Source organism: Halomonas sp. M4R1S46, from assembly GCF_025725685.1.
In the GTDB taxonomy this organism is placed as follows: Bacteria; Pseudomonadota; Gammaproteobacteria; order Pseudomonadales; family Halomonadaceae; genus Halomonas.
The window spans coordinates 2,755,821-2,778,057 of sequence record NZ_CP107008.1; the positions used below are offsets into that span (position 1 = coordinate 2,755,821).

Consider the following 22,237-nt stretch of genomic DNA (forward strand, 5'->3'; position numbering starts at 1 on the left):
TCAGGGCATCCGCACGAAGCGGCCGGGCGCCGCGTCGAGAGGCGGATGGCGATCACTACCGAGCGGCGGCGGGGCCACCCGCCCCGAGGAGTGCTCGGCCAGCCACTGCTGCCAGGCCGGCCACCAGGAGCCTTGCCGCTCGGGCATGGTCCCCCGCCAGGTATCCGGGTCGATGTAGTGATCGTTCTTGCCCAGCGTGTGCATCTGGAAGTGACGGCGGGGATGGCCCGGCTCGCTGATGATCCCCGCATTGTGGCCGCCATTGGTGAGCAGGAAGGTCACCTCGTGGGGGTCGCCGAGCAGGTGGATCTTGAAGACCGAACGCCAGGGCGCGACATGGTCGCCGGTGGTCGCCACCGTGAAGATCGGGGCCTCGATGTCGCGGATCGCCACCGGCCGCCGGTCCACCAGGTAGCGCCCGCCGGACAGGTCATTGTCCAGGAACAGCCAGCGCAGGTACTCGGAGTGCATGCGATAGGGCATGCGGGTGAGGTCGGCGTTCCAGGCCATCAGCGCATTCATCGACCGGCGACGCCCCAGCAGGTACTCGTGGATCACCCGGGACCAGATCAGGTCGTTGGAGTGCAGGATCTGGAAGGCGCCGGCCATCTGGTAGCCGTCCAGGTAGCCCTGCTCCCACATCATGCTCTCCAGGAAGGAGACCTCGCTCTCGCCGATGAACAGCATCAGCTCGCCCGCCTCGGAGAAGTCCACCTGGGTCGCCAGGGTGGTGAGGGTCGCCAGCCGGTCGTCACCGTCGCGGGCCATGGCTGCCGCGGCGATCGACAGCAGGGTTCCGCCGAGGCAATAGCCGACGCCATGGACGCGTGGACAGCCGGTGATCTCGGTGACCACGTCCAAGGCGGCCATCGGCCCCAGCCGCCGGTAGTCCGCCATGCCCAGGTCGCGATCCGCCGTGCCGGGGTTGCGCCAGGAGATCATGAACACCGTATGCCCCTGGTCGACCAGGTACTCGACCAGCGACTTGCCGGGCTGCAGATCGAGGATGTAGTACTTCATGATCCAGGCCGGCACGATCAGCAGGGGCTCGGCATGCACGCGCGCGGTGGTCGGGGCGTACTGGATCAGCTCGATGAGCGCATTGCGATAGACCACCTTGCCGGGCGTGACGGCGAGTTCGCTCCCCACCCGGAAGGCCTCGGCGCCCACCGGCGGCTTGCCGGACACCGCCCGCTCCCAGTCCTCGAGCAGGTTCTGCCAGCCCTGGACCAGGTTCTGGCCGCCGGTGGCCAGGGTCACCGAACTGACCTCGGGATTGAGCCAGGGCGAGTTGGAGGGCGACCAGCGGTCCAGCCACTGGCGGGTGATGAAGTTGATCGCATGCTCGCGTTCCGATGAGAGCCCCGTCACGTCGGTGGTGGCGTTGTGCCACCACTGCTGGGTCAACAGGAAGGATTGATGGATCAGGTTATAGGGCCACTGCTGCCAGGCCGCGCCGCTGAAGCGCTCGTCCTGGGTCAGCGGCTCGATGCAGGCCTCCGCCCCCGGGTTGGCGGCGAGGCGCTGCACGTACTGGCCGAAGCGCAGCATCTTGCGGTTGTACTTCTCGCCGAGCTCGAGCTGCTTGCCGGGGGACAGCGCCAGGTGCATGAGCCATTCGGCATAGAGGCTCGCCAGCCCCGCCGGCGAGACCCCCGCCGTCAGACGCGCGACACCGGCGAGGAAGGCGCGATCCAGACGCGGTCCGTTGTCGGCGTCCGCCCCCCGTTGTGGGGACCCGGCAACGGGCGTGGAGCTGATGGCACGGGATCGGGACATGTCCGGGGCACCTCCGGGCGAGGGATGAGCCATGACGACAACCGCCTCGGCAGAGGGGCATCGCGACCACCCTCTCCAGCCTAGCAGGACCGGCGCGGCCGAGATGGCCCGGACAGGTGCGAGGCGCTACACTGCCCCTCCAGGTTCGCCCACCCCGCCCAGCCTCACCGGAGTCCCGCGTGACCGAGTCCGCCAGCCGACCGTCCTGCATCGCCGTGGTCGACGATGACCAGGCCCTTCGCGAGTCGCTGGCCTGGCTGCTCGAGTCCGTGGGCCTCGCGACCCTGGCCTATGGCGATGGCGAGGCCTTCCTGGCCACCGACCCCGCGGCCCACGACGCCATCCTGCTCGACGTCCGCATGCCCGGGCTCAGCGGGCTCCAGGTCCAGCAGCGGTTGTGCGAGCGCGGCGACGATACGCCGATCATCTTCATGACCGGGCATGGCGACGTGCCCATGGCCGTCACGGCGCTCAAGGCAGGCGCCTTCGACTTCATCGAGAAGCCCTTCAACCATCAGCAACTGATCGACATCGTCCAGCAGGCACTGGCCCAGCACCAGCGGATCCGCCACGAGCGGGAACGTCTCGAGGCCCTGCAGACCCGGTTCGATGCCCTGCGCCCCAAGGAACGCGAGATCCTGATCCATGTGGCGGAAGGCATGACCAGCCGGGAGATCGCCGAGCACCTGGCGATCAGTGCCAAGACCGTGGAGATCTACCGGTTGCGGTCCATGAAGGCCCTGGGGGCCGCCAACCTGGCCGAACTGGTGCGCATGGTCACCGCTCTGGGACTGGTGCCGCCATTGCCCGACGGCTGAGCCCGTCAGTTCGCCTCGCTGTGCGGGTCGCCGGTGCGCGGGTCGCCGGGAAGGTAGTGGCCGGTGGCGAAGCGAAAGGCCATCGAGGTGCGCTGCCCGGGCACCCCGTCCACCTTGACGAACAGGCTGGGGAAGGTTCAACCACTACCCGATTGCCCATGGAGTGGGGCAGGAGGTTGATGCGCTTGAGACAGGGAGCGGCGTTCTCCTCGAACTGTTCGAGTTCCCGCCAGGCCAGGAACTTCTGCAGCACGCGGGCGAAGGAAAACCCACTGAGATCCGCCGACTCCTGATCGTCCCAGTAGTCCTGGACCGCTCCCATGTCGTTGTCACAGGGCCAGATCAGGGGCACCACCAGGGCTTCCTCCGGCTCCTGGGCCTCACACAGGGCCTGGAATTCCTCGACGGCGGGAAAGACATCTTCCGGGAGATTGGAGTCGCCATGCAGGTAGATCAGGATCTGCCGGTGCCTGGCGGCCTTGAGCCGCTGCAGAAAACGCTTGCTGCCGATCTCTTCGTAGACCTCATGGCCGAGGCGCTCACAGAAGAACACCGAATTGCTGGCGGCATTGTTGGCCAGGTCGAAGTCGAAATTGCGGTGAATCCTCGTCTTGATGCTCTGGCGGGGAAAGCGGTTGGTGATGAAGAGCATGAGGTACCACCTCGCGAGGCATGGGACCGGGCCGTTGAACGTGAAGCTAGCACAGATCCTGGCCGGTCGATCCGGAGCTGGCCGAGCCCGAGGTGCCGGGCACCGACGGGCCCGGCGGCTCTCCCCAGGCACCGTGACAGGGGAGTAGACTGTCCGGACACGAGACACCCCGATAGGAGACAGGACGATGATCCACGACGAGGACAGGCCCCATCTCGAACGCTGCGTGCGGCTGGCCGAGGAGGCGCTGGAGGCCGGCGACGAGCCCTTCGGCTCGCTGCTGGTGGCCGCCGACGGCCGGGTACTGTTCGAGGATCGCAACCGCATTGCCGACGGGGATGCAACCCGTCACCCGGAATTCGCCATCGCGCGCTGGGCCGCCGAACACCTGACCCCGGAAGAGCGCGCGGCGGCCACGGTCTACACCTCCGGCGAGCACTGTCCGATGTGTGCCGCCGCCCATGGCTGGGTGGGGCTGGGGCGCATCGTCTACGCCAGTTCCGCCGAGCAGCTCGTCGACTGGCTGAACGCCCTGGGCGTCGCCCCTCCCCCGGTGGCGCCCTTGCCGATCCAGCGGGTCGTGCCCGGCGTCAGGGTGGACGGCCCCGCCCCGGGACTCGACCAGCGTGTCCACGGTCTGCATGCACGTCTTCACGGCGCCGACGCCACGCCTGGGTATCGGGAATGAAGTGGGTCTCGCCGTTGATGCGCTGGCGTACCCGGGAGGTCTCGTAGTAGATCTCCCGACGGGCGCGATTCTGATTGCCCAGCGGCCGGTGGTCGGGCAAGGCATGCCAGGGATTGATGGTCAGCTCCCGGGCCAGGCGCTCACGCTCGGGGGTGACGAAGGCCTGTGCCGGGATGCGCAGGGTCGCCACCGGGATCTCCGGCGAGATCCAGATCACCGAGGCATCCTCGATGGGCATGGTCACGGGATCTTCCTGACACTGGATGCGCATCTCGAAGACCACCGCCTCGGCCGAGGCAAGCGTGCGCTGCATGGCCTCCCGCAGGTAGTCGTCCGGCGCCGGCGTCGATCCGCGTGGAGGACGTGCCCGGCGCCGTCGGCGTCGACGGCACCCCGGGACGCCAGGATTTGCTGCTGAACGGCCACCCGGTGCTGTTCGCCGGCACGCCCGAGGACTTCCATGCCTTCGTCGAGGCGGTCACCGGCGAGCGCCTGTGGTGGTACTTCCTGACCCACCCCCGCTCGCTGTGGATCGCCTGGCGGGCGCGCGGCCAGCCCGACAGCCTGCTCGACATGCGCTTCTGGAACACCACGCCCTATCGCTATGGCGAGGGCGAGGCGATCAAGTACGCGGTGGGCCCCTGTGACGGCGACACGCTCGCATCCGCCGCACCGTCCGGGGGCGACGACCCCGACTTCCTGCGTCAGGCCATGGCCGAGCGCCTGGCCGAGGACAGCGCCTGCCTGGCGCTGCAGGTACAGTTCCAGCAGGACCCGCAGCGGATGCCCATCGAGGATGCCTCGTGGCCTGGGACGAGGCCCGCTCGCCCTTCCACACCGTGGCACGCCTGACCCTGCCGCCCCAGCGGGTGGACGACCCGGCGGCGCTGTCGCACTGCGAGGGCATGGCCTTCAACCCCTGGAGCGGCCATCCCGACCACCGTCCGCTGGGCGGCATCAATCGCGTGAGACGCGGCATCTACCGGGCGGTCGGCGCGCTGCGCACCGAGCATCATGCCGCGCTCGCCTCCCCCGCCGAGGCACGCCGACACCCATCGGGAGGTTCCCCATGAGCGCAACGGTCCAGGACTGGCTACGCATGAGTCGCGACGAGCTCGACGCCCTCTACCGCCAGGCATCGCCGGGCGAGATCCCCCAGGGCGATACCCGCGGCACGCCGATCGTCGCCGGTATGCCCCTGGCCAAGGCGTTCGCCGGCTTCGCCCGGCTGTTCGCCTGGCAGGGCAAGGTCTTCGACATGTTCGCCGAGGACGGCTCCGCCGGCGTGCTGGTCAACAAGGTCTCGCCCTTCGGGCTGGGCTTCGTCGTCGCCAAGGTCTACCGGGCCCCCAGCTGGATGGACGGCCAGCCGACCATCGTGATCGACTACTCGCGCACCTCGTTCTTCTTTCGTGCCGTGCGCGACGAGATCCGCGAGATCGAGCCGGGCGTCTACCTGGGCAAGGTCTGGCTCGGCAAGCGCCGTATCCTGGACTTCGCCCTGGAAGTGCCGAAGGACGACTAGCGCGTTACGCCTAGTCGCCGATGCCCGCCCCGGTGCGTGAGTCGGCATTCCATGCCGATCAGCGGCGGCTCGTGCAGGAGCTCGACGAAGCCGTGGCGACGATACAGGCGCACGGCCGGACTGTCGGCGAAGACCTTGAGGCGCAATGCGTCGTCGCCCCGCCCGCCGACCAGGACCTTGGCCTGTTCGAGCGCCTGGGTGCCCAGGCCGAAGCCGCACCGCCCGGCCACCACCTGCAGGTCCTGCAGGTAACTCCGCCCTGCGTGGTGGAAGAGCCTCAGATAGCCGACGGCCTCCCCGTCGCACCGCAGCAGGTAGTTCTCCCCGGCGGCCCAGTCGGCCGCGAAGCGGGCCGGGTCCCAGGCCAGGCCATGCCGGCGATAGGTCGCGTCCATGTTGTCCCGTACCAGGGCCGCGGCCCAGGCCCGGTCCCGGGGGCTCGCCTCCTCGAGCATGCGGTGCCTCCCTCTCCCCGGGGGCTCAACGCCGGTGAACCGTCAGACGATCGCCGACGGCGATCGTCCGGCCCCCGCCGTCGAGCAGGATGGCATTCTGGCCGAAATAGGCGCCCCGCCAGCCCGGCTGGGTGTCCATCGCCACCAGCGTGCGGAGGGGCTCCTTGGGCACCGGCGCCTCGCCGGTGCGCTGGTCCTGGGTGATGATCTTGCAGCGCTTGCAGGGCTTGCGCAGGCCCAACCGATAGCCCGCGTCGCCGGCCTCGAGCGCGTCCCATAGCCCCTCGGCGAAGGGCGTGGTGCCCTCCACCACCACATTGGGCCGGAAACGGCTCATGGGCACCGGCGCGAGGCCCTGGGACGCGAGCCGCTCGTTCAGTGCCGAAAGCGAGGCCTCGCTGGCCACCAGGAAGGGGTAACCGTCCGGGAAGGCGGTATCGGCCCGCTCGCCACGCTCGACCCTGAGATAGCCCGCCTCCACCTCGCGGCGAGAGTCGTCGGGGAAGCGGACCAGCCGCAGGCCGCGGCCCAGCGCCTCGGCGAGCCAGTCGGCCGCGGCAGCGCCCTCGTCCAGGGATTCGCAGGTGTCCTTCCAGATGCGCACGGTGCACCGCGGCTGCCCCGTCCGCGCCAGGGGGACGATCAGGGGCGCGACCCGGGGGTGTTCCAGCACCAGCGCCTCGTCGGTCAGCCGCACGGTCACGCCCGCCATGGCCGGCAGCTCGCGCTGGGTGACGAAGCGATGGTCGTCGTCGACGAGCATCCAGTGGCGGTCGAAGGCGAGCCCGCGGCGGGTGAGCGTCGCCGTCTCGAGGGCAATCCCCCGCAGCGACTTGACCGGATAGATATTGAGCTGGGTGATGCGCATCCGTGCCTCCCTGGCGATGGTGGAAGGCCCACTCTACCAAGCCCGGCGGCGCCTTGCCCCTGGCCGCGGGCGCGTCCTGCAGGGCAGCGCCGCCGCAGACGCTCAGCCGTTGCGGATGGCCACCTTGAGCACCCCGTCGCGCTGGTGGGCGAAGAGGTCGTAGGCCTCGACGATCTGTTCCAGCCCGTAGCGGTGAGTCACCAGCGGCCTCAGGTCGAGCCGGCCACCACCGAGGATCTGCATCAGCCGGCGCATGCGCTCCTTGCCGCCGGGACACAGCGAGGTGACGATGCGATTGTCGCCGAGACCGGCGCTGAAGGCAGCCAGCGGGATGGTCAGGTCCTCGGCGTAGACGCCGAGGCTGGAGAGCGTGCCGCCGGGCTTGAGCACGCGCAGGGCGTTCTCGAAGGTGACCTGCAGGCCCAGCGCCTCGATGGAGGCATCCACGCCGCGGCCGCCGGTGAGCCGCAGGATTTCGTCGACCACGTCCACCCGGCGATAGTCGAGCACCACGTCGGCTCCCAGCTGGCGCGCCATGGCCAGGCGCTCGTCCACGCCGTCCACGGCGATGATCAGCCCGGCGCCGCGCAGCCGGGCCCCGGCGGTGGCGCACAGCCCGATGGGGCCCTGGGCGAATACCGCCACCGTGTCGCCGATGCGGATATCGGCCGACTCCGCCCCGGCGAAGCCGGTCGACATGATGTCGGGGCACATCAGCACCTGCTCGTCGGTGAGGCCGTCGGGCACCGGGCCGAGGTTGGCCTGGGCATCGGGCACGCGCAGGTACTCGGCCTGGGCGCCGTCGATGGTGTTGCCGAACCGCCAGCCGCCCATGGGCTTGTAGCCATGGCCGTGGTGGCCACCGTCCTGGGCACTGCAACCGTCCTGGCAGGCATAGGAGGTGAAGCTCGGGCAGATGGCGCCGGCGATCACCCGCTGGCCCTCCTCGTAGCCCTTGACGTTGGCGCCGAGCTTCTCGATCACGCCCACCGGCTCGTGGCCGATGGTCAGTCCCTTCTCGACCGGGTACTCGCCCTTGAGGATATGCACGTCGGTGCCGCAGATGGTGGTAGTGGTCACGCGCATCAGGGCGTCGTCGGGACCGATCTCGGGAACCGGCTTGTCGTCGATCTCGATGCGGCCGGGCTCGACGAAGATGGCGGCTTTCATCATGGCGGGCATGGGCGAGTCCTCGTTCAGGGCTGGTAAGTTCATCACACCATAGTCGGCGGCCATGACAATTGCCCTGCATCAAGCTTGGCGCTGGAGCTTCGCCACGACGGAGACGTCAGCGCTCTCGTGCCCATGCCGCACCGTGGCCGACGACCGGTCCTTCCCGCGGACGAGGGAAACGCCTACCCTGCCTATGCATCGCCGCCCCACCCGATCCTCGATCAAGGACCCCGCATGTCCCCGGCCGATACCCTTCGCCTGATCCTGCTCTCCTCGCTGTGGGGGATGTCGTTCATCTTCATGCGCGTGGCGGTGCCCGAGTTCGGTCCGGTGCCCTTGATCCTGGTACGCATGGGCGTGGGCGCACTGCTGATGCTGCCCCTGCTGCTGGGGCGGCACTACCTGCGCCAGGTGTGGGAAAACAGGGGCAAGCTGATGGTGCTCGGCCTGGTCAACCATGTGCTGCCCTTCTCGCTGCTGGCGCTCGCCACCACGCGGCTCGAGGCCGGCTTCACCTCGCTGATCAACGCCACCACGCCGCTGTTCACCGCCCTGCTGGGGGCGCTGTTCTTCGCCACGCCGGTGCCGCGCCGCCAGTACCTGGGCCTGGCCCTGGCCTTCCTCGGCGTCTATGTGCTCTCCGCCGACCGGCTGGACTTCGCCCTGGGCGGCGATGGCTGGTTCATCCTCGCCGTGCTGGGCGCCACCCTCTGCTACGGCATCGCCACCAACTTCTCGAAGACCTACCTGACCCACCTGCCGGTGCGGGTGCTGGCCGCCGGCAGCTGTGCCATGTCGGCGCTGATCCTGCTGCTGCCCGGCCTGTGGCTGTGGCCCGAGGCCCCCATCAGCGCGCTGGGCTGGGGCAACGGCCTGGCGCTGGCAGTCTTCAGCACCACCGTGGCCTTCCTGCTCTATTTCGGATTAATCGCCAGCGCCGGGGCCACCGCCACCTCCACCGTCACCTTCCTGGTGCCGGTCAGCGCCCTGCTGTGGGGCTACCTGCTGCTCGACGAGACCCTGAGCCTGCAGGTCCTCGCCGGCATGGCCATCACCCTGACCGGCACGGCCATCGCCACCCGCATGATCCGGCTGCGTCGTCCTGCGCCGCGCCGCATTGAGCCTCCCGGCGGCGAGCCCCTAGACTGAAGCCGTGTCGTCTCCGCTGGCCACCGGGGCCACGCCATGGCCATCGCCCGCTTCCGCTTCCATGCCGAGCTGAACGATTTCCTGCCGCCGGAGCGGCGGGAGCGCCGCTTCGCCTACCCCTTCGATCGCCAGGCCGCCATCAAGGATGCCATCGAGGCCCTGGGCGTGCCCCACCCCGAGGTGAACGTCATCCTGGTGGACGGCGCCTCGGTGGGCTTCGACCACCGCCTGCGGGACGGCGACCGGGTGGACGTCTATCCCGCCGGCGCGGCCGTGCCGGGGCGTGCCCCACGCCGACTTCGTCCGCCCTTGCCCCATCCCCTGCGCTTCCTGCTCGACGTCCACCTGGGGCGCCTGGCCCGCTACCTGCGCCTGCTGGGCTTCGACTGCCGCTATCATCACCGGGCCGGCGACGCCGAGCTCGCCGCCCGAGCCGAGCGGGAGGGGCGCATCCTGCTGACCCGGGATCGCAACCTGCTCAAGCGCAAGCGCGTCGCGCTCGGCCGTTTCGTGCGCGCCGACGATCCCTTCATCCAGCTCGAGGAGGTCGCCCGCGCCTTCTCGCTGCTCGGCGAACTGGCGCCCTTCACCCGCTGCACGCGCTGCAACGGACGGCTCGCGAGCGTGGACAAGGCCGCCGTCGACCACCACCTCGAGCCGCTGACCCGACGCTACGTGGACGACTTCCTGCAGTGCCAGGGCTGTGGCCAGGTCTACTGGCACGGCAGTCACGTGGCCCACATGGAGGCCCTGGTCGATCGGCTCAGGCAACGCCTTGAAATGCCCGCCCCCTGACCACCACAGTAGATAACAGCCCCGTCTCTCAGGGACCGAGCCCGGACATCCGTCACCCGATGGGGGCTCGCCAGGAGGATCGTCAGCTTGCTTTGCCCCCATCGCATCAAGGCTTGCCCCGCCAAGCCAGGAGGTAGAGCAGATGCGTGATCGCCAGGACCGCTACCCCACCCGCCTCGAGGACCATGCTGCGGCCTTCCCTCGGAACGAGCCCGTGGTCCACTCCCGCAACCAGCGGCGCTGGGAAGGGCCCCTCGACGAGGTGGCCCTGTCGCGCTACGAGCGCGACGGCTTCCTGTGGTTCAACGGCTTCTTTTCCCGGGACATCACCGAGCCCTTCTTCGAGGAACTGCGCCAGATGGCCCGCGACGACGCCCTGATGGACTCCGAGCAGGTCATCCAGGACCCCCATAGCGGCGCCATCCGTTCGGTGTTCGGCATGCACGAGCTCTCCGCGCGCTTCGACCGCCTGACCCGGGACCCGCGCATCCTCGGCATGGTGCGCCAGCTGCTCGGCAGCGAGGTCTATATCCATCAATCCCGCATCAACGACAAGTTCGGCTTCCAGGGCAGCGGGTTCGACTGGCACTCCGACTTCGAGACCTGGCATGCCGAGGACGGCATGCCGCAGATGCGCGCGGTGAGCGCCTCCTTGATGCTCACCGAGAACAACGAGTTCAACGGGCCGCTGATGCTGATCCCCGGCTCCCACCGCCACTTCGTGCCCTGTGTGGGGGAGACCCCGGCGATGAACTGGAAGGAATCCCTGAAGGCCCAGAAGATCGGCGTGCCGGACCGGCAGGCGCTGGCCCGGCTGGCCGAGCATGGCGGCATCCAGGCGCCCAAGGGGCCAGCCGGCTCGCTGCTGCTGTTCGAGTGCAACACCCTGCATGCCTCGAACGAGAACATGTCGCCCTGGCCGCGCTCCAACCTGTTCTTCGTCTACAACAGCGTGGACAACCCCCTGGAGGAGCCCTTCGCCGCCCCCATGCGCCGCCCCGAATTTCTGGGGGCCCGGGAGAACACCGCGGCGCTGACCATGCACGACGCCTTCCCCGAACTGGCGGGTCAGGGGGTCGCCCCCCTGCAATGAGCCGGGCCGGAACGTGGCCGGCCGTGGCGTCTTCGCCACGGCCGGTAGACTGTCGAGGGCGGGGCCGGCTCAGAAGTTCGGCTGGCGCTTCTCGACGAAGGCGGCCATGCCCTCCTTCTGCTCCTCGCCGGCGAAGCACAGCGCGAACAGGCTGGTCTCCAGCGCCAGGGCGCTGTCGAGGTCCTGGTCCATGCCGTCGTGCACCGCCTGCTTGGCCCCACGCACCGCCTGCGGGCCGTTGCCGCCCAGTTGCCTGGTCAGCTCCCCCGCGTAGTCCTCGAGCTCGGCCTGGGGCATCACCCGGTTGACCAGGCCGATGCGCAGCGCCTCATGGGCATCGATCTTGCGGCCGGTGGTGACCAGATCCAGGGCCATGGCCGGACCGACCCGGCGCGGCAGGCGCTGGGTGCCACCGAAGCCCGGGATCACCCCGAGCAGCGCCTCGGGCTGGCCGAAGACGGCGTTGTCGCTGGCCACCGCCCAGTCGCAGGCCAGGGCCAGCTCGCAGCCCCCCCCCAGGCAGAAGCCGTTGACCAGGGCCACCACCGGCACCGGCAGGGTCTCCAGGCGCTTGATGGTGCGCAGGGCCTGGCCGGCGAAGGCCCGCGCCTGCTCCGGGGTCTTGTCCTTCATCTCGGCGATGTCGGCGCCGGCGACGAAGGATTTCTCCCCGGCGCCGGTGATCAGCACGGCCCGCAGGTCGTCGCGGGCCTCCAGCTCGACCAGGACCGTCTCGAGTCCGGCGATCACCTCGCTGTTCAGGGCATTGAGCGCCTTGGGACGGTTGATGGTCAGGCGCACGACGCCGGCGTTGTCCTGCATCTCGATCAGTTGCTCGCTCATGGGGCCTCCTCGGCTGGTGGGGGGACGGGCTACCGCCTCACCCTAGCGAACGCTTGGTTGGTCGGCAATCCCGCCTTTTGTCGGCCTCACGAATAGGTATGGAAACCGCGGCCGCTCTTGCGACCCAGGTAGCCGGCATCGACCATGCGCTTGAGCAGCGGGCAGGGCCGGTACTTGGGGTCGCCGAAGCCGTCCTGCAGCACCTCCATGATCGCCAGGCAGACATCGAGGCCGATCAGGTCGGCCAGGGCCAGCGGCCCCAGGGGATGGGCGGCGCCGAGCTTCATGGCCTCGTCCACGGCCTCGGGAGTGGCCGCCCCCTCCTGCACCAGGAAGGCCGCCTCGTTGATCATCGGTACCAGCAGGCGGTTGACCGCGAACCCCGGGGAGTCGCCCACCGGTACGGCGGTCTTGCCCAGCGCCTCGGCAAGCCGCCCGATGCGCGCCACGGTCGCATCCGAGGTCTGCTCGGCGCGGATCACCTCGACGAGCTTCAGCACCGGGACCGGGTTGAAGAAGTGCATGCCCACCACCCGCTCGGGGCGCTCGCAGACGGCGGCGAGGCGGGTCAGCGACAGCGAGGAGGTGTTGGAGGCGAGGATGGCGTCGCCGGTCAGGTGGCTGAGATCGCGGAACAGCTTCTCCTTGAGCGCTGGCTGCTCCGGGGCCGCCTCGATGATCACCTCGCAGTCGGCCAGGGCATCCAGCGTCGTGCTGGTGGCGAGGCGACCCAGGGCGGTGTCCTTGTCGGCCTCGGCCAGCTTGTCCTTGGCCACCAGCTTGCCCAGGCCCTTGTCGATGGCGCCCCGGGCACGCTCGAGCTGGGCGTCGGCCACGTCGTAGAGCTGGACCGGGAAGCCGCTGGTGACCAGCACCTGGGCGATGCCATGCCCCATGGTCCCGGCGCCGACCACGCCGATCGGTTGTTGGCTCATTGCTGCACTCTCCTGTTCGGGGGTAAGGAACCGTGTGTCGCGTCCTGCAGGTTACCGGTTGCGCGCCTCCTCGCGCAGCACGAACTTGTGGATCTTGCCGATGGACGTCTTGGGCGGCTCATTGAAGTTCTCCGCCTTCGCTCGGGACGGCGCGAGACGGAAGGACCGCCGGCCAGGGGCCGGCGAGCGGGGCTCAGAAACTGGCCGGGTCGAGGTCGGCCAGGCGCGCCATGCCGGCCTCGATCCCCGCCAGCTGGGCGCGGCCGAGGGGCAGCCAGTGACGCAGCGCGAAGTCGGCGCTGGCCAGCTTGGCGCGATAGAAGGGGTCGGAGCTGCCCTCGGCCAGGGCGGCTTCGGCCTTGAGGGCGGCGCGGCCCATCTGCCAGGCGCAGAGCACATGCCCGGTCAGCGTCAGGAAGGGCGTGGCATGGGCCTGGACGGCATCCGGGCCGAGGTCGGGGTCGTGGCTCTGCTCCAGCACCAGCGACGCGGCCAGGCGCAGGTCGGTGGCGCCGGCGGCCAGGCTCTCGCCGAGGTAGTGCAGGTCCTCGCTGATGGACAGCGCCCTGGCGGTGGCCTCCACCTCGTCGATCAGGCCGTCGAGGGCGGCGCCACCGTCCCGGGTCAGCTTGCGCCCGGCCAGGTCCAGGGCCTGGATGCCATTGGTGCCCTCGTAGATGGGCGCGATGCGGGCATCGCGCAGCAGCTGGGCGGCCCCGGTCTCCTCCACATAGCCCATGCCACCATGGACCTGCAGCCCCAGGGAGGCGATGTCCACGGCCTGGTCGGTGGAGAAGGCCTTGACCACCGGGATCAGCACGTCGACCCGGGCCTGGGCGGCATGGCGCGCCTCGGCGTCCTCGGCATGGCGCGCCACGTCCATCTGGGCGGCGCAGGTCAGCGCCAGGGCGCGCAGGGCATCGGTGCGGGCCCGCATGGAGAGCAGCATGCGCTTGACGTCGAGGTGCTCGGCGATCGCGCATTCCTGGCCGCCGCGGGACGCGGGACGGCGCCCCTGGGTGCGCTCCAGGGCATGGGCCAGGGCCTGCTGGCAGGCCCGCTCGGCCACGCCGATGCCCTGGAGGCCGACCTTGTGGCGGGCCTCGTTCATCATGGTGAACATGTGATTCAGGCCGCGGCCGGGCTCGCCGATCCGGTAGCCGATGGCGCCGCCCTGCTCGCCGAAGCTCAGCGTGCAGGTCGGCGAGCCGTGGATGCCGAGCTTGTGCTCGAGAGAGGTGCAGGTCACGTCGTTGCGCTCGCCGAGGGAGCCGTCGTCGTTGACCAGGAACTTGGGCACCAGGAACAGCGAGAGGCCCCGGTTGCCCTGGGGGGCGTCCGGGGTCCTCGCCAGCACCAGGTGCAGGATGTTCTCGGCGCAGTCGTGCTCGCCCCAGGTGATAAAGATCTTCTGGCCGGTGAGGCGGTAGTGGTCGCCCTCGGCATCCGGGCAGGGCACCGCCCGGGTGCGCACCCGGGAGAGATCCGACCCCGCCTGGGGCTCGGTGAGGTTCATGGTACCGGTCCAGCGGCCCTCGACCAGCGGCGCCAGGTAGCGGGCCTGCTGTGCCGCGCTGCCGTGATGGGCCAGGGCCTCGATGGCGCCGGCGGTGAGCATGGGGCACAGGCCCAGCGCCATGTTGGCGCCATGCAGCATCTCCTGCACGGCGCTGGCCACCACCTCGGGCAGGCCCTGGCCGCCCAGCGCCTCGGCGACCCCGATGCCGTTCCAGCCGCCCTCGGCGTAGGCGCGATAGGCCTCGGCGAAGCCATCCGGCACCTCGACACCACCGTCCTCGCGCCGGCGGCAGCCCTGGCGGTCGCCGCCGGCATTGAGGGGCGCCCAGACCGCGCCGGCGAGCCGGGCGGCCTCCTCCAGCACCGCCTCGACCAGCTCGGGGGTGGTCTCCTCGAAGCCGGGCAGCGATAGCGAGTCGTGCTCGAGGAGTTCCTCGAGCACGAAGCGGACGTCGCGAACGGGAGCGGCGAAGGGGGTCATGACGGCACCTCAGGAAAAATGATACCGGCGATAGTAGATTTACTACTTCCCGCTAACCATTGGGCCTAGGTCGCATGCCCGTCTCACGACCGCGTGGCGCCGGCCATGTCCCTCTGCCCCGACGCCTCAGCCTCGGACGGGGTCGTCCCGTCGTCAGCGTAGTAGACGATATGCGCCTCGTCGGGCGGCGGCGGTCCCACCAGGGGTTCGGCCACCTCCACGTCGGGCACGGCCCCGGACAGGTCTTCCACGTGCTCGTGCTCCAGGGCCCCCTGCCTCCACGCCTCGGTCACCGACAGCTCGGCCCCCGCGGCACTCAGCGGCGTGGTGGGCGAGAACGGCGCCACCGGCACCGGTGCCGGCCGCACGCTGCGCCGCCAGCCGAAGAAGCCGACCAGGATCAGGCCCAGGGCGCCGAGCGACCAGAACAGGCCGGCATCGCCGACTACCGCCATCACCGGGGTGATGATCGGCGGGCTCAGGGTCGAGCCGATGGCGTTGATCAGCAGCAGGCCCTGGCTCATGCGCACCAGGGCACCGGCCGGGGCGCGGTCGGCGGCGTGGCCGACCGAGACCGGGTACAGGGAGAAGACCCCGCCACCGAGCAGGAACAGCAGCGCGGCCAGCCCCCAGGGCGGCAACGGCAGCCAGAGGATGCCGGCGGAGATCAGGGCGCAGAAGGCGCCGATCAGGATCAGTACCATCTGGCGGTCATGGCGGTCCGACCAGCGCCCCACCGGGTACTGCAACAGCATGGCGCCGAGCACCATCACCGCCATCAGCTGGCCGACCCGGTCGACCGCGAAGCCGACCCGCTGCAGGTAGAGCGGCAGCAGGGTGTAGACCGCCGCCACGGCCAGTCCCGAGCCGAAGCTGCCCATCACGCCGGTGGGCGTCAGGGTGATCAGGCGCAGCGGCGAGAGCGGCTCGGCCTTCTCGAGCAGCGGGGTGACCCGCGGGATCATGGCCATCGGCAGCACCGACAGCGAGGCGAGCAGGCCGATCACCATGAAGGGCGCCGTGGGTCCCATGGACTGGGTGACGCCCAGCAACAGCTGGCCCAGTACCCCGGCGGCATAGATGGCGATCATGTACAGCGCCAGCAGCCGCCCCCGCACCTGGGCGTCGCCGGCGGCCAGCAGCCAACTCTCGATGACCAGGAAGACGCCCACCGTGGCCCAGCCGCCGATCAGGCGCAGCACGAACCAGGCGACGGGCTCGAAGAACAGGCCCTGCAGCAGCACCGTGACCGCCACCAGCGAGGCGAAGCTGCCGTAGGCACGGATATGGCCGATCGCCAGCAGCAGGCGGTCGTTGAGCATCGCGCCCAGCGCCAGGCCGATGAAGTAGGCGGACGATACCCAGCCGATCACCACCGGCGATTCGCCGGCGGCGTCGAGGCGCAGGGTGATCAAGGTGGCCAGAAAGCCATTGCCGATCCCCAGAATGAACAGCCCCAGCAGGGGAGCCAGGGCCATGAGCAGCAACTGCCGGGACATGAGCGGAAGCCTCGAGACGGACGGTATGACGGGCGCCGCCGCAGCCGCGCAAGGAGAGGATCTGGGCCCGAATATACGCCCGGCGCCGGTCGCCGCCAATCCCCCGCGCCCCGCCGGAGCGAGGTTTTTCCCTTTCGATCACGGCACGTTATCGAAAGGGAAGCGGTCACCTACGCTGCAGCAATACGACGTCGTTGGCGGGAAAGTGCACGCGCATGTCGAGGCGCCCGGCGAGCCAGGTGAAGGTGGCCTCGCTGAAGAAGCACACATGGGTGGGGTCGAGGATGTAGTGCCAACCGGCGAAGGCCTCGGGCGTGCTGACCCGCTTGGTCATCAGGCCCAGCCAGCCCCCCGGGGCCAGGCGCTCGACCAGCCGCTCGAGTTCGCGGCCGGGGGCGAAGAGGTGCTCGACCACCTCGGTGGCGGTGATGAAGTCGTACGTCCGCTCCAGCACCCGGGTATCCGGCGCGTAGAAGGGATCGTAGATGGCCATGGGATGGCCGGCCTCCTCGAACATCACCGAGAGGGTGGGCCCGGGGCCGGCCCCGAAATCGAGCCCCCGGGCCCCGGGGGCCAGCCGGGCGACCAGGGGGTCGAAGAGCCGCGACAGGAAGCGTCGATAGCCGGCATCGTCCGGGGAGTTCTGGTGCCGGTCGTAGACCGCCTTCTCGTCGGCCGGCGCCAGGCGCTGGTGGGCGGGCACGAAGACCAGCGCGCATTCCCGGCAGGCCCGGTAGTCGCGCCGCGCATCGCGATGGTAGGGGGCGGTCTCGGGGGATGCACATAGCGGACAGGACGGCATCATCGTATTCTCTGAACCAGATCACTCTTCCAAGGAGACATGCATGCTGTCAGGTCTGGACCATTTGGTCATCACCGTGACCGACATATCCCGCGCCGTGGACTTCTACACTCGGGTACTGGGCCTCGACGTGCGCTACCGGGACCAGGAACGCGTCGACCTGATGCTGGGCGACATGGCCCTGCGCCTGCACTGGACCGCCACCGACATCCAGCCGCGGGCCGCCACGCCGACGCCGGGCAGCCTGGACCTGTGCCTGCGCAGCCAGCTGCCCCTCGACGAGTTCCGCCGGCACCTGGAGGCCCTGTCCGTCGAGGTGGAGCTGGGCCCGGTGATCCGCCAGGGCGCCAATGGCGAGCTCGAGTCCCTCTACCTGCGCGACCCGGACGGCAACCTGCTGGAGATCAGTCGCCCCCTGCGCTGACCCGGCCGCCTCGGTGGCATCATGGCCCTCAGCGGGTATCATGTGGCGAGCCGCTGTCCCGCTCCATCACCCTCAAGGACGACCGATGAACGAGAACCAGACCGCCCATCGCGATCCCGTGGTCGCCGAGTCCCACCCGCCGCCCGACACCACCCTGGCCATGGTGGTCTATGCCCTCTACCTGGCCAGCTTCGTGGTGGGCTTCACCTCCCTGGTGGGCGTGGTGATCGCCTACGTCTACCGCGGCAAGGGCCCGGACTGGCTGGACGAGCACTACCGCTACCAGATCCGCACCTTCTGGATCGGCCTGCTCTACGGGGCCGTCGCCGCCCTGCTCACCCTGATCGTGATCGGCTTCCCGCTGCTGATCGCCCTGGCCGTGTGGCTGATCATCCGCTGCGTCAAGGGCTTCAAGGGCCTGCAGGAGAAGCGCGCACCGGACAACCCGGACACCTGGCTGGTCTGAGGCCATGGCAGCAGCGCAGACCAACGCCGGCCGCCACCAGGCCCGCGCCGTCGCCACCCTGTGGCGCTGGCTGTCCGCCTGGCGGCCGGCCCCGTTGTGGCGACTGGCCCGCCTCGCCGGCCCCCTCGTCCAGGCCGTCAGCTCCCGGGAGCGACGGGTCACCCGGGTCAACCTGGCCCAGGCCTACCCCACGCTTGGCGAGGCCGAACGACGTCGCCTGGCCCGGGACAGCCTGACCCACTCCAGCGCCACCATGCTCGAGCTGGGCTTCGCCTGGATGGGCGACCCGTCGCGGGTGGCGGCCTCGATCCTCGAGGTCCATGGCCGCGAGCTGCTCGACGAGGCCCGCGCCGAGGGCCGCGGGGTGATCGTGCTGGCCCCGCATTTCGGCAACTGGGAGATCCTCAACTTCTGGCTGTCGAGCCACTTCCCCTTCACCGCCATGTACGAGCCACCCAAGCTCGCCGCCCTGGACCCGGTGACCCGCCAGGGCCGCGAGCGCCAGGGGGCTCGCCTGGTGCCCACCAACCCCCGTGGCGTGGCGGCCCTGCTCAAGGCGCTCAAGCGTTGCGAGGCGGTGGGCATCCTCCCGGACCAGGAGCCGGACTGGGGCAGCGGGGTCTTCGCACCCTTCTTCGGTCGCCCGGCCTACACCGCCACCCTGCTGCCCAAGCTGGTCGCGCGCACCGAGGCCCGGGTGGTCACCGGCGTCGCCCGGCGCCTGCCCGGGCGCGGCTTCGCCCTGCACTTCCTGGCCGCCGACGCCCGGGTCTACGATGCCGACGAGGCGAGCTCCGCCGCCGGCGTCAACGCCAGCGTGGAGGCGGCCATCGCCCTGGACCCGGCCCAGTACCAGTGGGAATACAAGCGCTATCGCAAGGTCCCCGAGCGCGAGGCGGGACGCGCCGACTGGAAGCGCTTCCGCCTCTACTGAGGCCAGCCGCCTCATAGGCTCCCGCCCACCGGCCCCGACGGGACCGCTGTCCTGCCGGGGCTGGTAATGCCGATCCAAGCTGCTAGACTGGCCCTACTCGCTTGACGGGGTGCCGGTGGAACCGGCTGAGATGGCGCAGGTTCGACTTCGAGAGCGATCGAGAGAACCCAGCGCCGATCCCGTGGAACCTGATCCGGGTGGGTGCGTGGCGCAGGCCCGCACGTGAACCGGCGTAGGGAATCAGGCGGTGGGCCCGGCACGCCCCTTTCCGTCCGGCCCTCCTCCCGTCTTCCGCTTCGCTCGCCCCCGGATCCCGACCGCACCGGAGGCAAGATGGGCTACCGCTTCAGCGACCTGACCGATGCCTGCCAGCAGGACTGGCGCGCCTATATCGAGCACGACTTCGTCCGCGCGCTGGGCGCCGGCCGGCTCGACGAGGACGCCTTCCGCCACTACCTGGAACAGGACTACCTGTTCCTGGTGCATTTCTCCCGGGCCTATGCCCTGGCCGCCTACAAGAGCCAGACCCTGGCCGAGCTGCGCCACGCCTTCGAGGGCCTGAAGACCATCCTCGACGTGGAGCTCGACCTGCATGTCGGCTACTGCCGCGAGTGGGGCATCACCGAGGACGACCTGGCCCGGCTGCCCGAGGCCCGGGCCACCCTCGCCTATACCCGCTACGTGCTCGACACCGGCAGCCGCGGCGACCTGCTCGACCTGCACGTGGCGCTCGCCCCCTGCCTGATCGGCTACGGCGAGATCGCGAACTGGCTGAACGCCCAGGCCTCCACGATGCGCGGTGCGGCCAACCCCTATGATGCCTGGATCGCCATGTACGAGGGCGACGCCTTCCAGGCCGCCATGCACGACGAGCGGGCCTGGCTCGACGCCCGGCTGGCCGAGGTCACGCCGGAGCGCTTCGCGCGCCTGGCGACCATCTTCCGCGATGCCACGCGGCTCGAGATCGATTTCTGGCAGATGGGCCTGGATCGCGCGGACTAACCACTGCCGAGCAAGACCGTCGCGGCTGCCACGACGTACGGGGCGCCGGCGACAGGTCTAAGAGGGGGTCCTACGCCATGGATGGCGTCGGTAGCGCCCAGGGAGGGGTTCACAGCGCCCCCTCGCAGACCTGTCGACGGATCAGCCCCGAGACCGAGGCAAGCATGTAGCCACGATGACTCCGCCCGCCGGCGATGGCGGGCACCACAACGCTTGACGGGGTGCCGTTGATGACGGCTGAGATCATGCGGCGCGAGGCGCCCGAGCATGGATCCCGTTGAACCTGAACTGGCTAATTCCCTGACCACGGGGAGGGTACCAGCGTAGGGATCAAGCGACGCCCCGGCCCCGCCGGACGACGCCCCGCCTACGTCTCCTCCCGATACAACCACAACCGTGATGGACCCCAAGGAGACTCCCATGGCCAAGACCGATCACTTCCTCGCCGAGAGCGCCCGCGTCGACGAGGCCGCCATCCAGGCCCTGCCCGGCTCGCGCAAGCGCTACGTCGAGGGCTCGCGCCCCGACATCCGCGTGCCTTTCCGCGAGATCGCCCTGTCGCCGACCCGCACCTCCGGCGCCGACGAGGCCAACCCGCCGCTGCTGGTCTATGACACCTCCGGCCCCTACACGGACCCCGAGGCCGAGATCGACCTGCGCCGCGGCCTGCCCGAGCTGCGCCGCGGCTGGATCGAGGAGCGCGGCGACACCGAGCTGCTCGACGGCCCCACCTCCGAGTACGGCCGCCGCCGCGCCAACGACCCCATGCTCGCCCCGCTGCGCTTCGACCTGACCCGCACCCCGCGCCGCGCCAGGGAAGGGCACAACGTCACCCAGCTGCACTATGCCCGCCAGGGCATCGTCACCCCGGAGATGGAATTCATCGCCATTCGGGAAAACCAGCGCCGCCAGGCGCTCGGCACCGAGGAGGTCGAGCGCATCCTCGGCCACCAGCATGCGGGCCAGGGCTTCGGCGCCCGACTCCCCGAGGAGATCACCCCGGAGTTCGTGCGCGACGAGGTGGCCGCCGGCCGCGCCATCATCCCCAGCAACATCAACCACCCGGAATCCGAGCCGATGATCATCGGCCGCAACTTCCTGGTGAAGATCAACGGCAACCTCGGCAACTCGGCGGTGACCTCCTCCATCGAGGACGAGGTCGACAAGATGACCTGGGGCATCCGCTGGGGCTCGGACACCATCATGGACCTCTCCACCGGGGCCAACATCCACGAGACCCGGGAATGGATCATCCGCAACGCCCCGGTGCCGATCGGCACTGTGCCCATCTACCAGGCGCTGGAGAAGGTGGGCGGCGTGGCCGAGGACCTGACCTGGGAGGTGTTCCGCGACACCCTGATCGAGCAGGCCGAGCAGGGCGTGGACTACTTCACCATCCATGCCGGCGTGCTGCTGCGCTATGTGCCGCTGACCGCCAAGCGGGTCACCGGCATCGTCTCCCGGGGCGGCTCGATCATGGCCAAGTGGTGCCTCTACCACCACCAGGAGAGCTTCCTCTACACCCACTTCGAGGAAATCTGCGAGATCTGCAAGCGCTATGATGTCGCCTTCTCGCTGGGCGACGGCCTGCGCCCGGGCTCGGTGGCGGACGCCAACGACGAGGCCCAGTTCGCCGAGCTGGAAACCCTGGGCGAGCTGACCCGTATCGCCTGGCAGCACGACGTCCAGGTGATGATCGAGGGGCCCGGTCACGTGCCCATGCACCTGATCAAGGAGAACATGGACAAGCAGCTCGCCGAGTGCGACGAGGCGCCCTTCTACACCCTCGGGCCGCTGACCACCGACATCGCGCCCGGCTATGACCACATCACCTCCGGCATCGGCGCGGCGATGATCGGCTGGTACGGCTGCGCCATGCTCTGCTACGTGACGCCCAAGGAGCACCTGGGCCTGCCCAACAAGGACGACGTCAAGACCGGCATCATCACCTACAAGATCGCCGCCCACGCCGCCGACCTGGCCAAGGGGCATCCTGCAGCGCAAAGGCGTGACAACGCGCTGTCCAAGGCGCGCTTCGAGTTCCGCTGGGAGGACCAGTTCAACCTGGGCCTCGACCCGGACACCGCCCGGGAGTACCACGACGAGACCCTGCCCAAGGACTCCGCCAAGGTGGCGCACTTCTGCTCCATGTGCGGGCCGAAGTTCTGCTCGATGAAGATCAGCCAGGAGGTCCGCGACTATGCTCGGGACAGGGGCCTCGAGGGTGACCAGGCGGCCGTGATGCAGGGAATGGAGGAGCAGGCCGAGAAGTTCCGCCAGACCGGCGCCGAGCTGTACAAGGAGGTGTGAGGCGCGGCGGCGGGGCCCTCCCGCCGCC

24 protein-coding genes and 2 riboswitches are annotated in these 22,237 nt (G+C 69.7%); of the genes, 13 read left to right on the top strand and 11 right to left on the bottom strand.

Annotation, left to right across the window (positions count from 1 at the left end; all coding sequences use genetic code 11):
* Window positions 1-1,779 (bottom strand): PHA/PHB synthase family protein, encoded by a 1,779-nt coding sequence (locus OCT48_RS12910; RefSeq protein WP_263589536.1) that lies wholly within the window; start codon window positions 1,777-1,779, stop codon window positions 1-3.
* A 179-nt stretch (window positions 1,780-1,958) separates the two neighbouring features.
* Here OCT48_RS12910 and OCT48_RS12915 point away from each other — a divergent pair, with 179 nt between their 5' ends.
* Window positions 1,959-2,597 (top strand): response regulator transcription factor, encoded by a 639-nt coding sequence (locus tag OCT48_RS12915; protein WP_263589537.1) that lies wholly within the window; start codon window positions 1,959-1,961, stop codon window positions 2,595-2,597.
* On the opposite strand, the gene OCT48_RS12920 is transcribed toward OCT48_RS12915, so the two are convergent.
* On the bottom strand, window positions 2,557-3,249 hold the full coding sequence (locus tag OCT48_RS12920; RefSeq protein WP_263589538.1) for an alpha/beta hydrolase: 693 nt from the start codon (window positions 3,247-3,249) through the stop codon (window positions 2,557-2,559). The two genes, OCT48_RS12915 and OCT48_RS12920, sit on opposite strands and share 41 nt — an antisense overlap.
* Before the next feature lie 187 nt (window positions 3,250-3,436).
* Here OCT48_RS12920 and OCT48_RS12925 point away from each other — a divergent pair, with 187 nt between their 5' ends.
* Window positions 3,437-3,937 (top strand): nucleoside deaminase, encoded by a 501-nt coding sequence (locus OCT48_RS12925; RefSeq protein ID WP_263589539.1) that lies wholly within the window; start codon window positions 3,437-3,439, stop codon window positions 3,935-3,937.
* Here OCT48_RS12925 and OCT48_RS12930 read toward each other — a convergent pair.
* Window positions 3,840-4,250, bottom strand: a complete 411-nt coding sequence (locus OCT48_RS12930; RefSeq protein ID WP_263589540.1) for a hypothetical protein — start codon at window positions 4,248-4,250, stop codon at window positions 3,840-3,842. The genes OCT48_RS12925 and OCT48_RS12930 overlap by 98 nt on opposite strands.
* Window positions 4,251-4,291: 41 nt before the next feature.
* Here OCT48_RS12930 and OCT48_RS12935 point away from each other — a divergent pair, with 41 nt between their 5' ends.
* From OCT48_RS12935 to OCT48_RS12945, 3 genes are read left to right on the top strand one after another with little or no spacing between them, the layout of a single operon-like run.
* Window positions 4,292-4,789 (top strand): hypothetical protein, encoded by a 498-nt coding sequence (locus OCT48_RS12935; RefSeq protein ID WP_263589541.1) that lies wholly within the window; start codon window positions 4,292-4,294, stop codon window positions 4,787-4,789.
* Window positions 4,741-5,010, top strand: a complete 270-nt coding sequence (locus OCT48_RS12940) for a hypothetical protein (RefSeq protein ID WP_263589542.1) — start codon at window positions 4,741-4,743, stop codon at window positions 5,008-5,010. The genes OCT48_RS12935 and OCT48_RS12940 overlap by 49 nt, the downstream gene beginning before the upstream one ends.
* Window positions 5,007-5,462, top strand: coding sequence for a hypothetical protein (locus tag OCT48_RS12945; protein ID WP_263589543.1), 456 nt, complete (start codon window positions 5,007-5,009; stop codon window positions 5,460-5,462). Before OCT48_RS12940 ends, OCT48_RS12945 begins: the two co-directional genes overlap by 4 nt.
* On the opposite strand, the gene OCT48_RS12950 is transcribed toward OCT48_RS12945, so the two are convergent.
* From OCT48_RS12950 to OCT48_RS12960, 3 genes are all read right to left on the bottom strand, one after another.
* Complete coding sequence (locus OCT48_RS12950) at window positions 5,459-5,917, bottom strand: GNAT family N-acetyltransferase (RefSeq protein ID WP_263589544.1); 459 nt, start codon at window positions 5,915-5,917, stop codon at window positions 5,459-5,461. The two genes, OCT48_RS12945 and OCT48_RS12950, sit on opposite strands and share 4 nt — an antisense overlap.
* Window positions 5,918-5,942: 25 nt before the next feature.
* Window positions 5,943-6,785 (bottom strand): MOSC domain-containing protein, encoded by an 843-nt coding sequence (locus OCT48_RS12955; protein ID WP_263589545.1) that lies wholly within the window; start codon window positions 6,783-6,785, stop codon window positions 5,943-5,945.
* Window positions 6,786-6,887: 102 nt separating this feature from the next.
* Complete coding sequence (locus OCT48_RS12960; RefSeq protein WP_263589546.1) at window positions 6,888-7,967, bottom strand: NAD(P)-dependent alcohol dehydrogenase; 1,080 nt, start codon at window positions 7,965-7,967, stop codon at window positions 6,888-6,890.
* Window positions 7,968-8,192: 225 nt separating this feature from the next.
* Between OCT48_RS12960 and OCT48_RS12965 the strand changes: the two genes are divergently transcribed.
* The 3 genes from OCT48_RS12965 (at window position 8,193) to thpD (ending at window position 10,995) form a co-directional block, all read left to right on the top strand.
* Window positions 8,193-9,107, top strand: coding sequence for a DMT family transporter (locus OCT48_RS12965; protein ID WP_263589547.1), 915 nt, complete (start codon window positions 8,193-8,195; stop codon window positions 9,105-9,107).
* Between the two features lie 36 nt (window positions 9,108-9,143).
* A complete protein-coding gene (locus OCT48_RS12970; protein ID WP_263589548.1) occupies window positions 9,144-9,902 on the top strand; it encodes a Mut7-C ubiquitin/RNAse domain-containing protein in 759 nt (252 codons plus the stop codon).
* 142 nt (window positions 9,903-10,044) lie between these two features.
* Window positions 10,045-10,995: an ectoine hydroxylase gene (thpD, locus tag OCT48_RS12975; protein WP_263589549.1), complete on the top strand. Its 951-nt coding sequence runs from the start codon at window positions 10,045-10,047 to the stop codon at window positions 10,993-10,995.
* A gap of 69 nt (window positions 10,996-11,064) precedes the next feature.
* On the opposite strand, the gene OCT48_RS12980 is transcribed toward thpD, so the two are convergent.
* The 5 genes from OCT48_RS12980 to OCT48_RS13000 form a co-directional block, all read right to left on the bottom strand.
* Complete coding sequence (locus tag OCT48_RS12980) at window positions 11,065-11,838, bottom strand: enoyl-CoA hydratase-related protein (protein WP_263589550.1); 774 nt, start codon at window positions 11,836-11,838, stop codon at window positions 11,065-11,067.
* A gap of 86 nt (window positions 11,839-11,924) precedes the next feature.
* The gene (locus tag OCT48_RS12985) at window positions 11,925-12,773 is read right to left on the bottom strand and encodes a 3-hydroxyacyl-CoA dehydrogenase NAD-binding domain-containing protein (RefSeq protein ID WP_263589551.1); all 849 of its coding nucleotides are present in this window, start codon (window positions 12,771-12,773) and stop codon (window positions 11,925-11,927) included.
* 193 nt (window positions 12,774-12,966) lie between these two features.
* Window positions 12,967-14,772 (bottom strand): acyl-CoA dehydrogenase, encoded by a 1,806-nt coding sequence (locus OCT48_RS12990; protein WP_263589552.1) that lies wholly within the window; start codon window positions 14,770-14,772, stop codon window positions 12,967-12,969.
* Window positions 14,773-14,855: 83 nt separating this feature from the next.
* Window positions 14,856-16,271, bottom strand: a complete 1,416-nt coding sequence (locus tag OCT48_RS12995; protein ID WP_263589553.1) for an MFS transporter — start codon at window positions 16,269-16,271, stop codon at window positions 14,856-14,858.
* 166 nt (window positions 16,272-16,437) lie between these two features.
* Window positions 16,438-17,076, bottom strand: a complete 639-nt coding sequence (locus OCT48_RS13000) for a class I SAM-dependent methyltransferase (RefSeq protein ID WP_263589554.1) — start codon at window positions 17,074-17,076, stop codon at window positions 16,438-16,440.
* 40 nt (window positions 17,077-17,116) lie between these two features.
* On the opposite strand from OCT48_RS13000, the gene OCT48_RS13005 reads away from it, so the two are divergent.
* From OCT48_RS13005 to thiC, 5 genes are all read left to right on the top strand, one after another.
* On the top strand, window positions 17,117-17,497 hold the full coding sequence (locus OCT48_RS13005) for a VOC family protein (protein WP_263589555.1): 381 nt from the start codon (window positions 17,117-17,119) through the stop codon (window positions 17,495-17,497).
* A gap of 85 nt (window positions 17,498-17,582) precedes the next feature.
* A complete protein-coding gene (locus OCT48_RS13010; RefSeq protein ID WP_263589556.1) occupies window positions 17,583-17,963 on the top strand; it encodes a DUF4870 family protein in 381 nt (126 codons plus the stop codon).
* A 4-nt stretch (window positions 17,964-17,967) separates the two neighbouring features.
* Entirely contained in the window at window positions 17,968-18,897 is a 930-nt protein-coding gene (locus tag OCT48_RS13015; protein WP_263589557.1) for a lysophospholipid acyltransferase family protein, read from the top strand.
* Between the two features lie 95 nt (window positions 18,898-18,992).
* A riboswitch (TPP riboswitch) is annotated at window positions 18,993-19,154 on the top strand.
* Window positions 19,155-19,230: 76 nt separating this feature from the next.
* Window positions 19,231-19,899: a thiaminase II gene (tenA, locus tag OCT48_RS13020; RefSeq protein WP_263589558.1), complete on the top strand. Its 669-nt coding sequence runs from the start codon at window positions 19,231-19,233 to the stop codon at window positions 19,897-19,899.
* Between the two features lie 207 nt (window positions 19,900-20,106).
* Window positions 20,107-20,246, top strand: a riboswitch (TPP riboswitch).
* Between the two features lie 73 nt (window positions 20,247-20,319).
* A complete protein-coding gene (gene thiC / locus OCT48_RS13025; RefSeq protein ID WP_263589559.1) occupies window positions 20,320-22,209 on the top strand; it encodes a phosphomethylpyrimidine synthase ThiC in 1,890 nt (629 codons plus the stop codon).
* The last annotated feature ends 28 nt before the right edge of the window (window positions 22,210-22,237 follow it).

Excerpts from the sequence above, each read along its gene's own strand:
- OCT48_RS12955 (WP_263589545.1), bottom strand. The coding sequence starts at position 6,785 with ATGCGCATCACCCAGCTCAATATCTATCCGGTCAAGTCGCTGCGGGGG.
- tenA (WP_263589558.1), top strand. The coding sequence starts at position 19,231 with ATGGGCTACCGCTTCAGCGACCTGACCGATGCCTGCCAGCAGGACTGG.
- OCT48_RS12965 (WP_263589547.1), top strand. The coding sequence starts at position 8,193 with ATGTCCCCGGCCGATACCCTTCGCCTGATCCTGCTCTCCTCGCTGTGG.
- OCT48_RS12995 (WP_263589553.1), bottom strand. The coding sequence starts at position 16,271 with ATGTCCCGGCAGTTGCTGCTCATGGCCCTGGCTCCCCTGCTGGGGCTG.
- OCT48_RS12920 (WP_263589538.1), bottom strand. The coding sequence starts at position 3,249 with ATGCTCTTCATCACCAACCGCTTTCCCCGCCAGAGCATCAAGACGAGG.
- OCT48_RS12910 (WP_263589536.1), bottom strand. The coding sequence starts at position 1,779 with ATGTCCCGATCCCGTGCCATCAGCTCCACGCCCGTTGCCGGGTCCCCA.
- thiC (WP_263589559.1), top strand. The coding sequence starts at position 20,320 with ATGGCCAAGACCGATCACTTCCTCGCCGAGAGCGCCCGCGTCGACGAG.
- OCT48_RS12930 (WP_263589540.1), bottom strand. The coding sequence starts at position 4,250 with ATGCAGCGCACGCTTGCCTCGGCCGAGGCGGTGGTCTTCGAGATGCGC.
- OCT48_RS13010 (WP_263589556.1), top strand. The coding sequence starts at position 17,583 with ATGAACGAGAACCAGACCGCCCATCGCGATCCCGTGGTCGCCGAGTCC.
- OCT48_RS13015 (WP_263589557.1), top strand. The coding sequence starts at position 17,968 with ATGGCAGCAGCGCAGACCAACGCCGGCCGCCACCAGGCCCGCGCCGTC.
- OCT48_RS12990 (WP_263589552.1), bottom strand. The coding sequence starts at position 14,772 with ATGACCCCCTTCGCCGCTCCCGTTCGCGACGTCCGCTTCGTGCTCGAG.
- OCT48_RS12925 (WP_263589539.1), top strand. The coding sequence starts at position 3,437 with ATGATCCACGACGAGGACAGGCCCCATCTCGAACGCTGCGTGCGGCTG.
- OCT48_RS12970 (WP_263589548.1), top strand. The coding sequence starts at position 9,144 with ATGGCCATCGCCCGCTTCCGCTTCCATGCCGAGCTGAACGATTTCCTG.
- OCT48_RS12950 (WP_263589544.1), bottom strand. The coding sequence starts at position 5,917 with ATGCTCGAGGAGGCGAGCCCCCGGGACCGGGCCTGGGCCGCGGCCCTG.
- thpD (WP_263589549.1), top strand. The coding sequence starts at position 10,045 with ATGCGTGATCGCCAGGACCGCTACCCCACCCGCCTCGAGGACCATGCT.
- OCT48_RS13000 (WP_263589554.1), bottom strand. The coding sequence starts at position 17,076 with ATGATGCCGTCCTGTCCGCTATGTGCATCCCCCGAGACCGCCCCCTAC.
- OCT48_RS12980 (WP_263589550.1), bottom strand. The coding sequence starts at position 11,838 with ATGAGCGAGCAACTGATCGAGATGCAGGACAACGCCGGCGTCGTGCGC.
- OCT48_RS13005 (WP_263589555.1), top strand. The coding sequence starts at position 17,117 with ATGCTGTCAGGTCTGGACCATTTGGTCATCACCGTGACCGACATATCC.
- OCT48_RS12945 (WP_263589543.1), top strand. The coding sequence starts at position 5,007 with ATGAGCGCAACGGTCCAGGACTGGCTACGCATGAGTCGCGACGAGCTC.
- OCT48_RS12985 (WP_263589551.1), bottom strand. The coding sequence starts at position 12,773 with ATGAGCCAACAACCGATCGGCGTGGTCGGCGCCGGGACCATGGGGCAT.
- OCT48_RS12960 (WP_263589546.1), bottom strand. The coding sequence starts at position 7,967 with ATGCCCGCCATGATGAAAGCCGCCATCTTCGTCGAGCCCGGCCGCATC.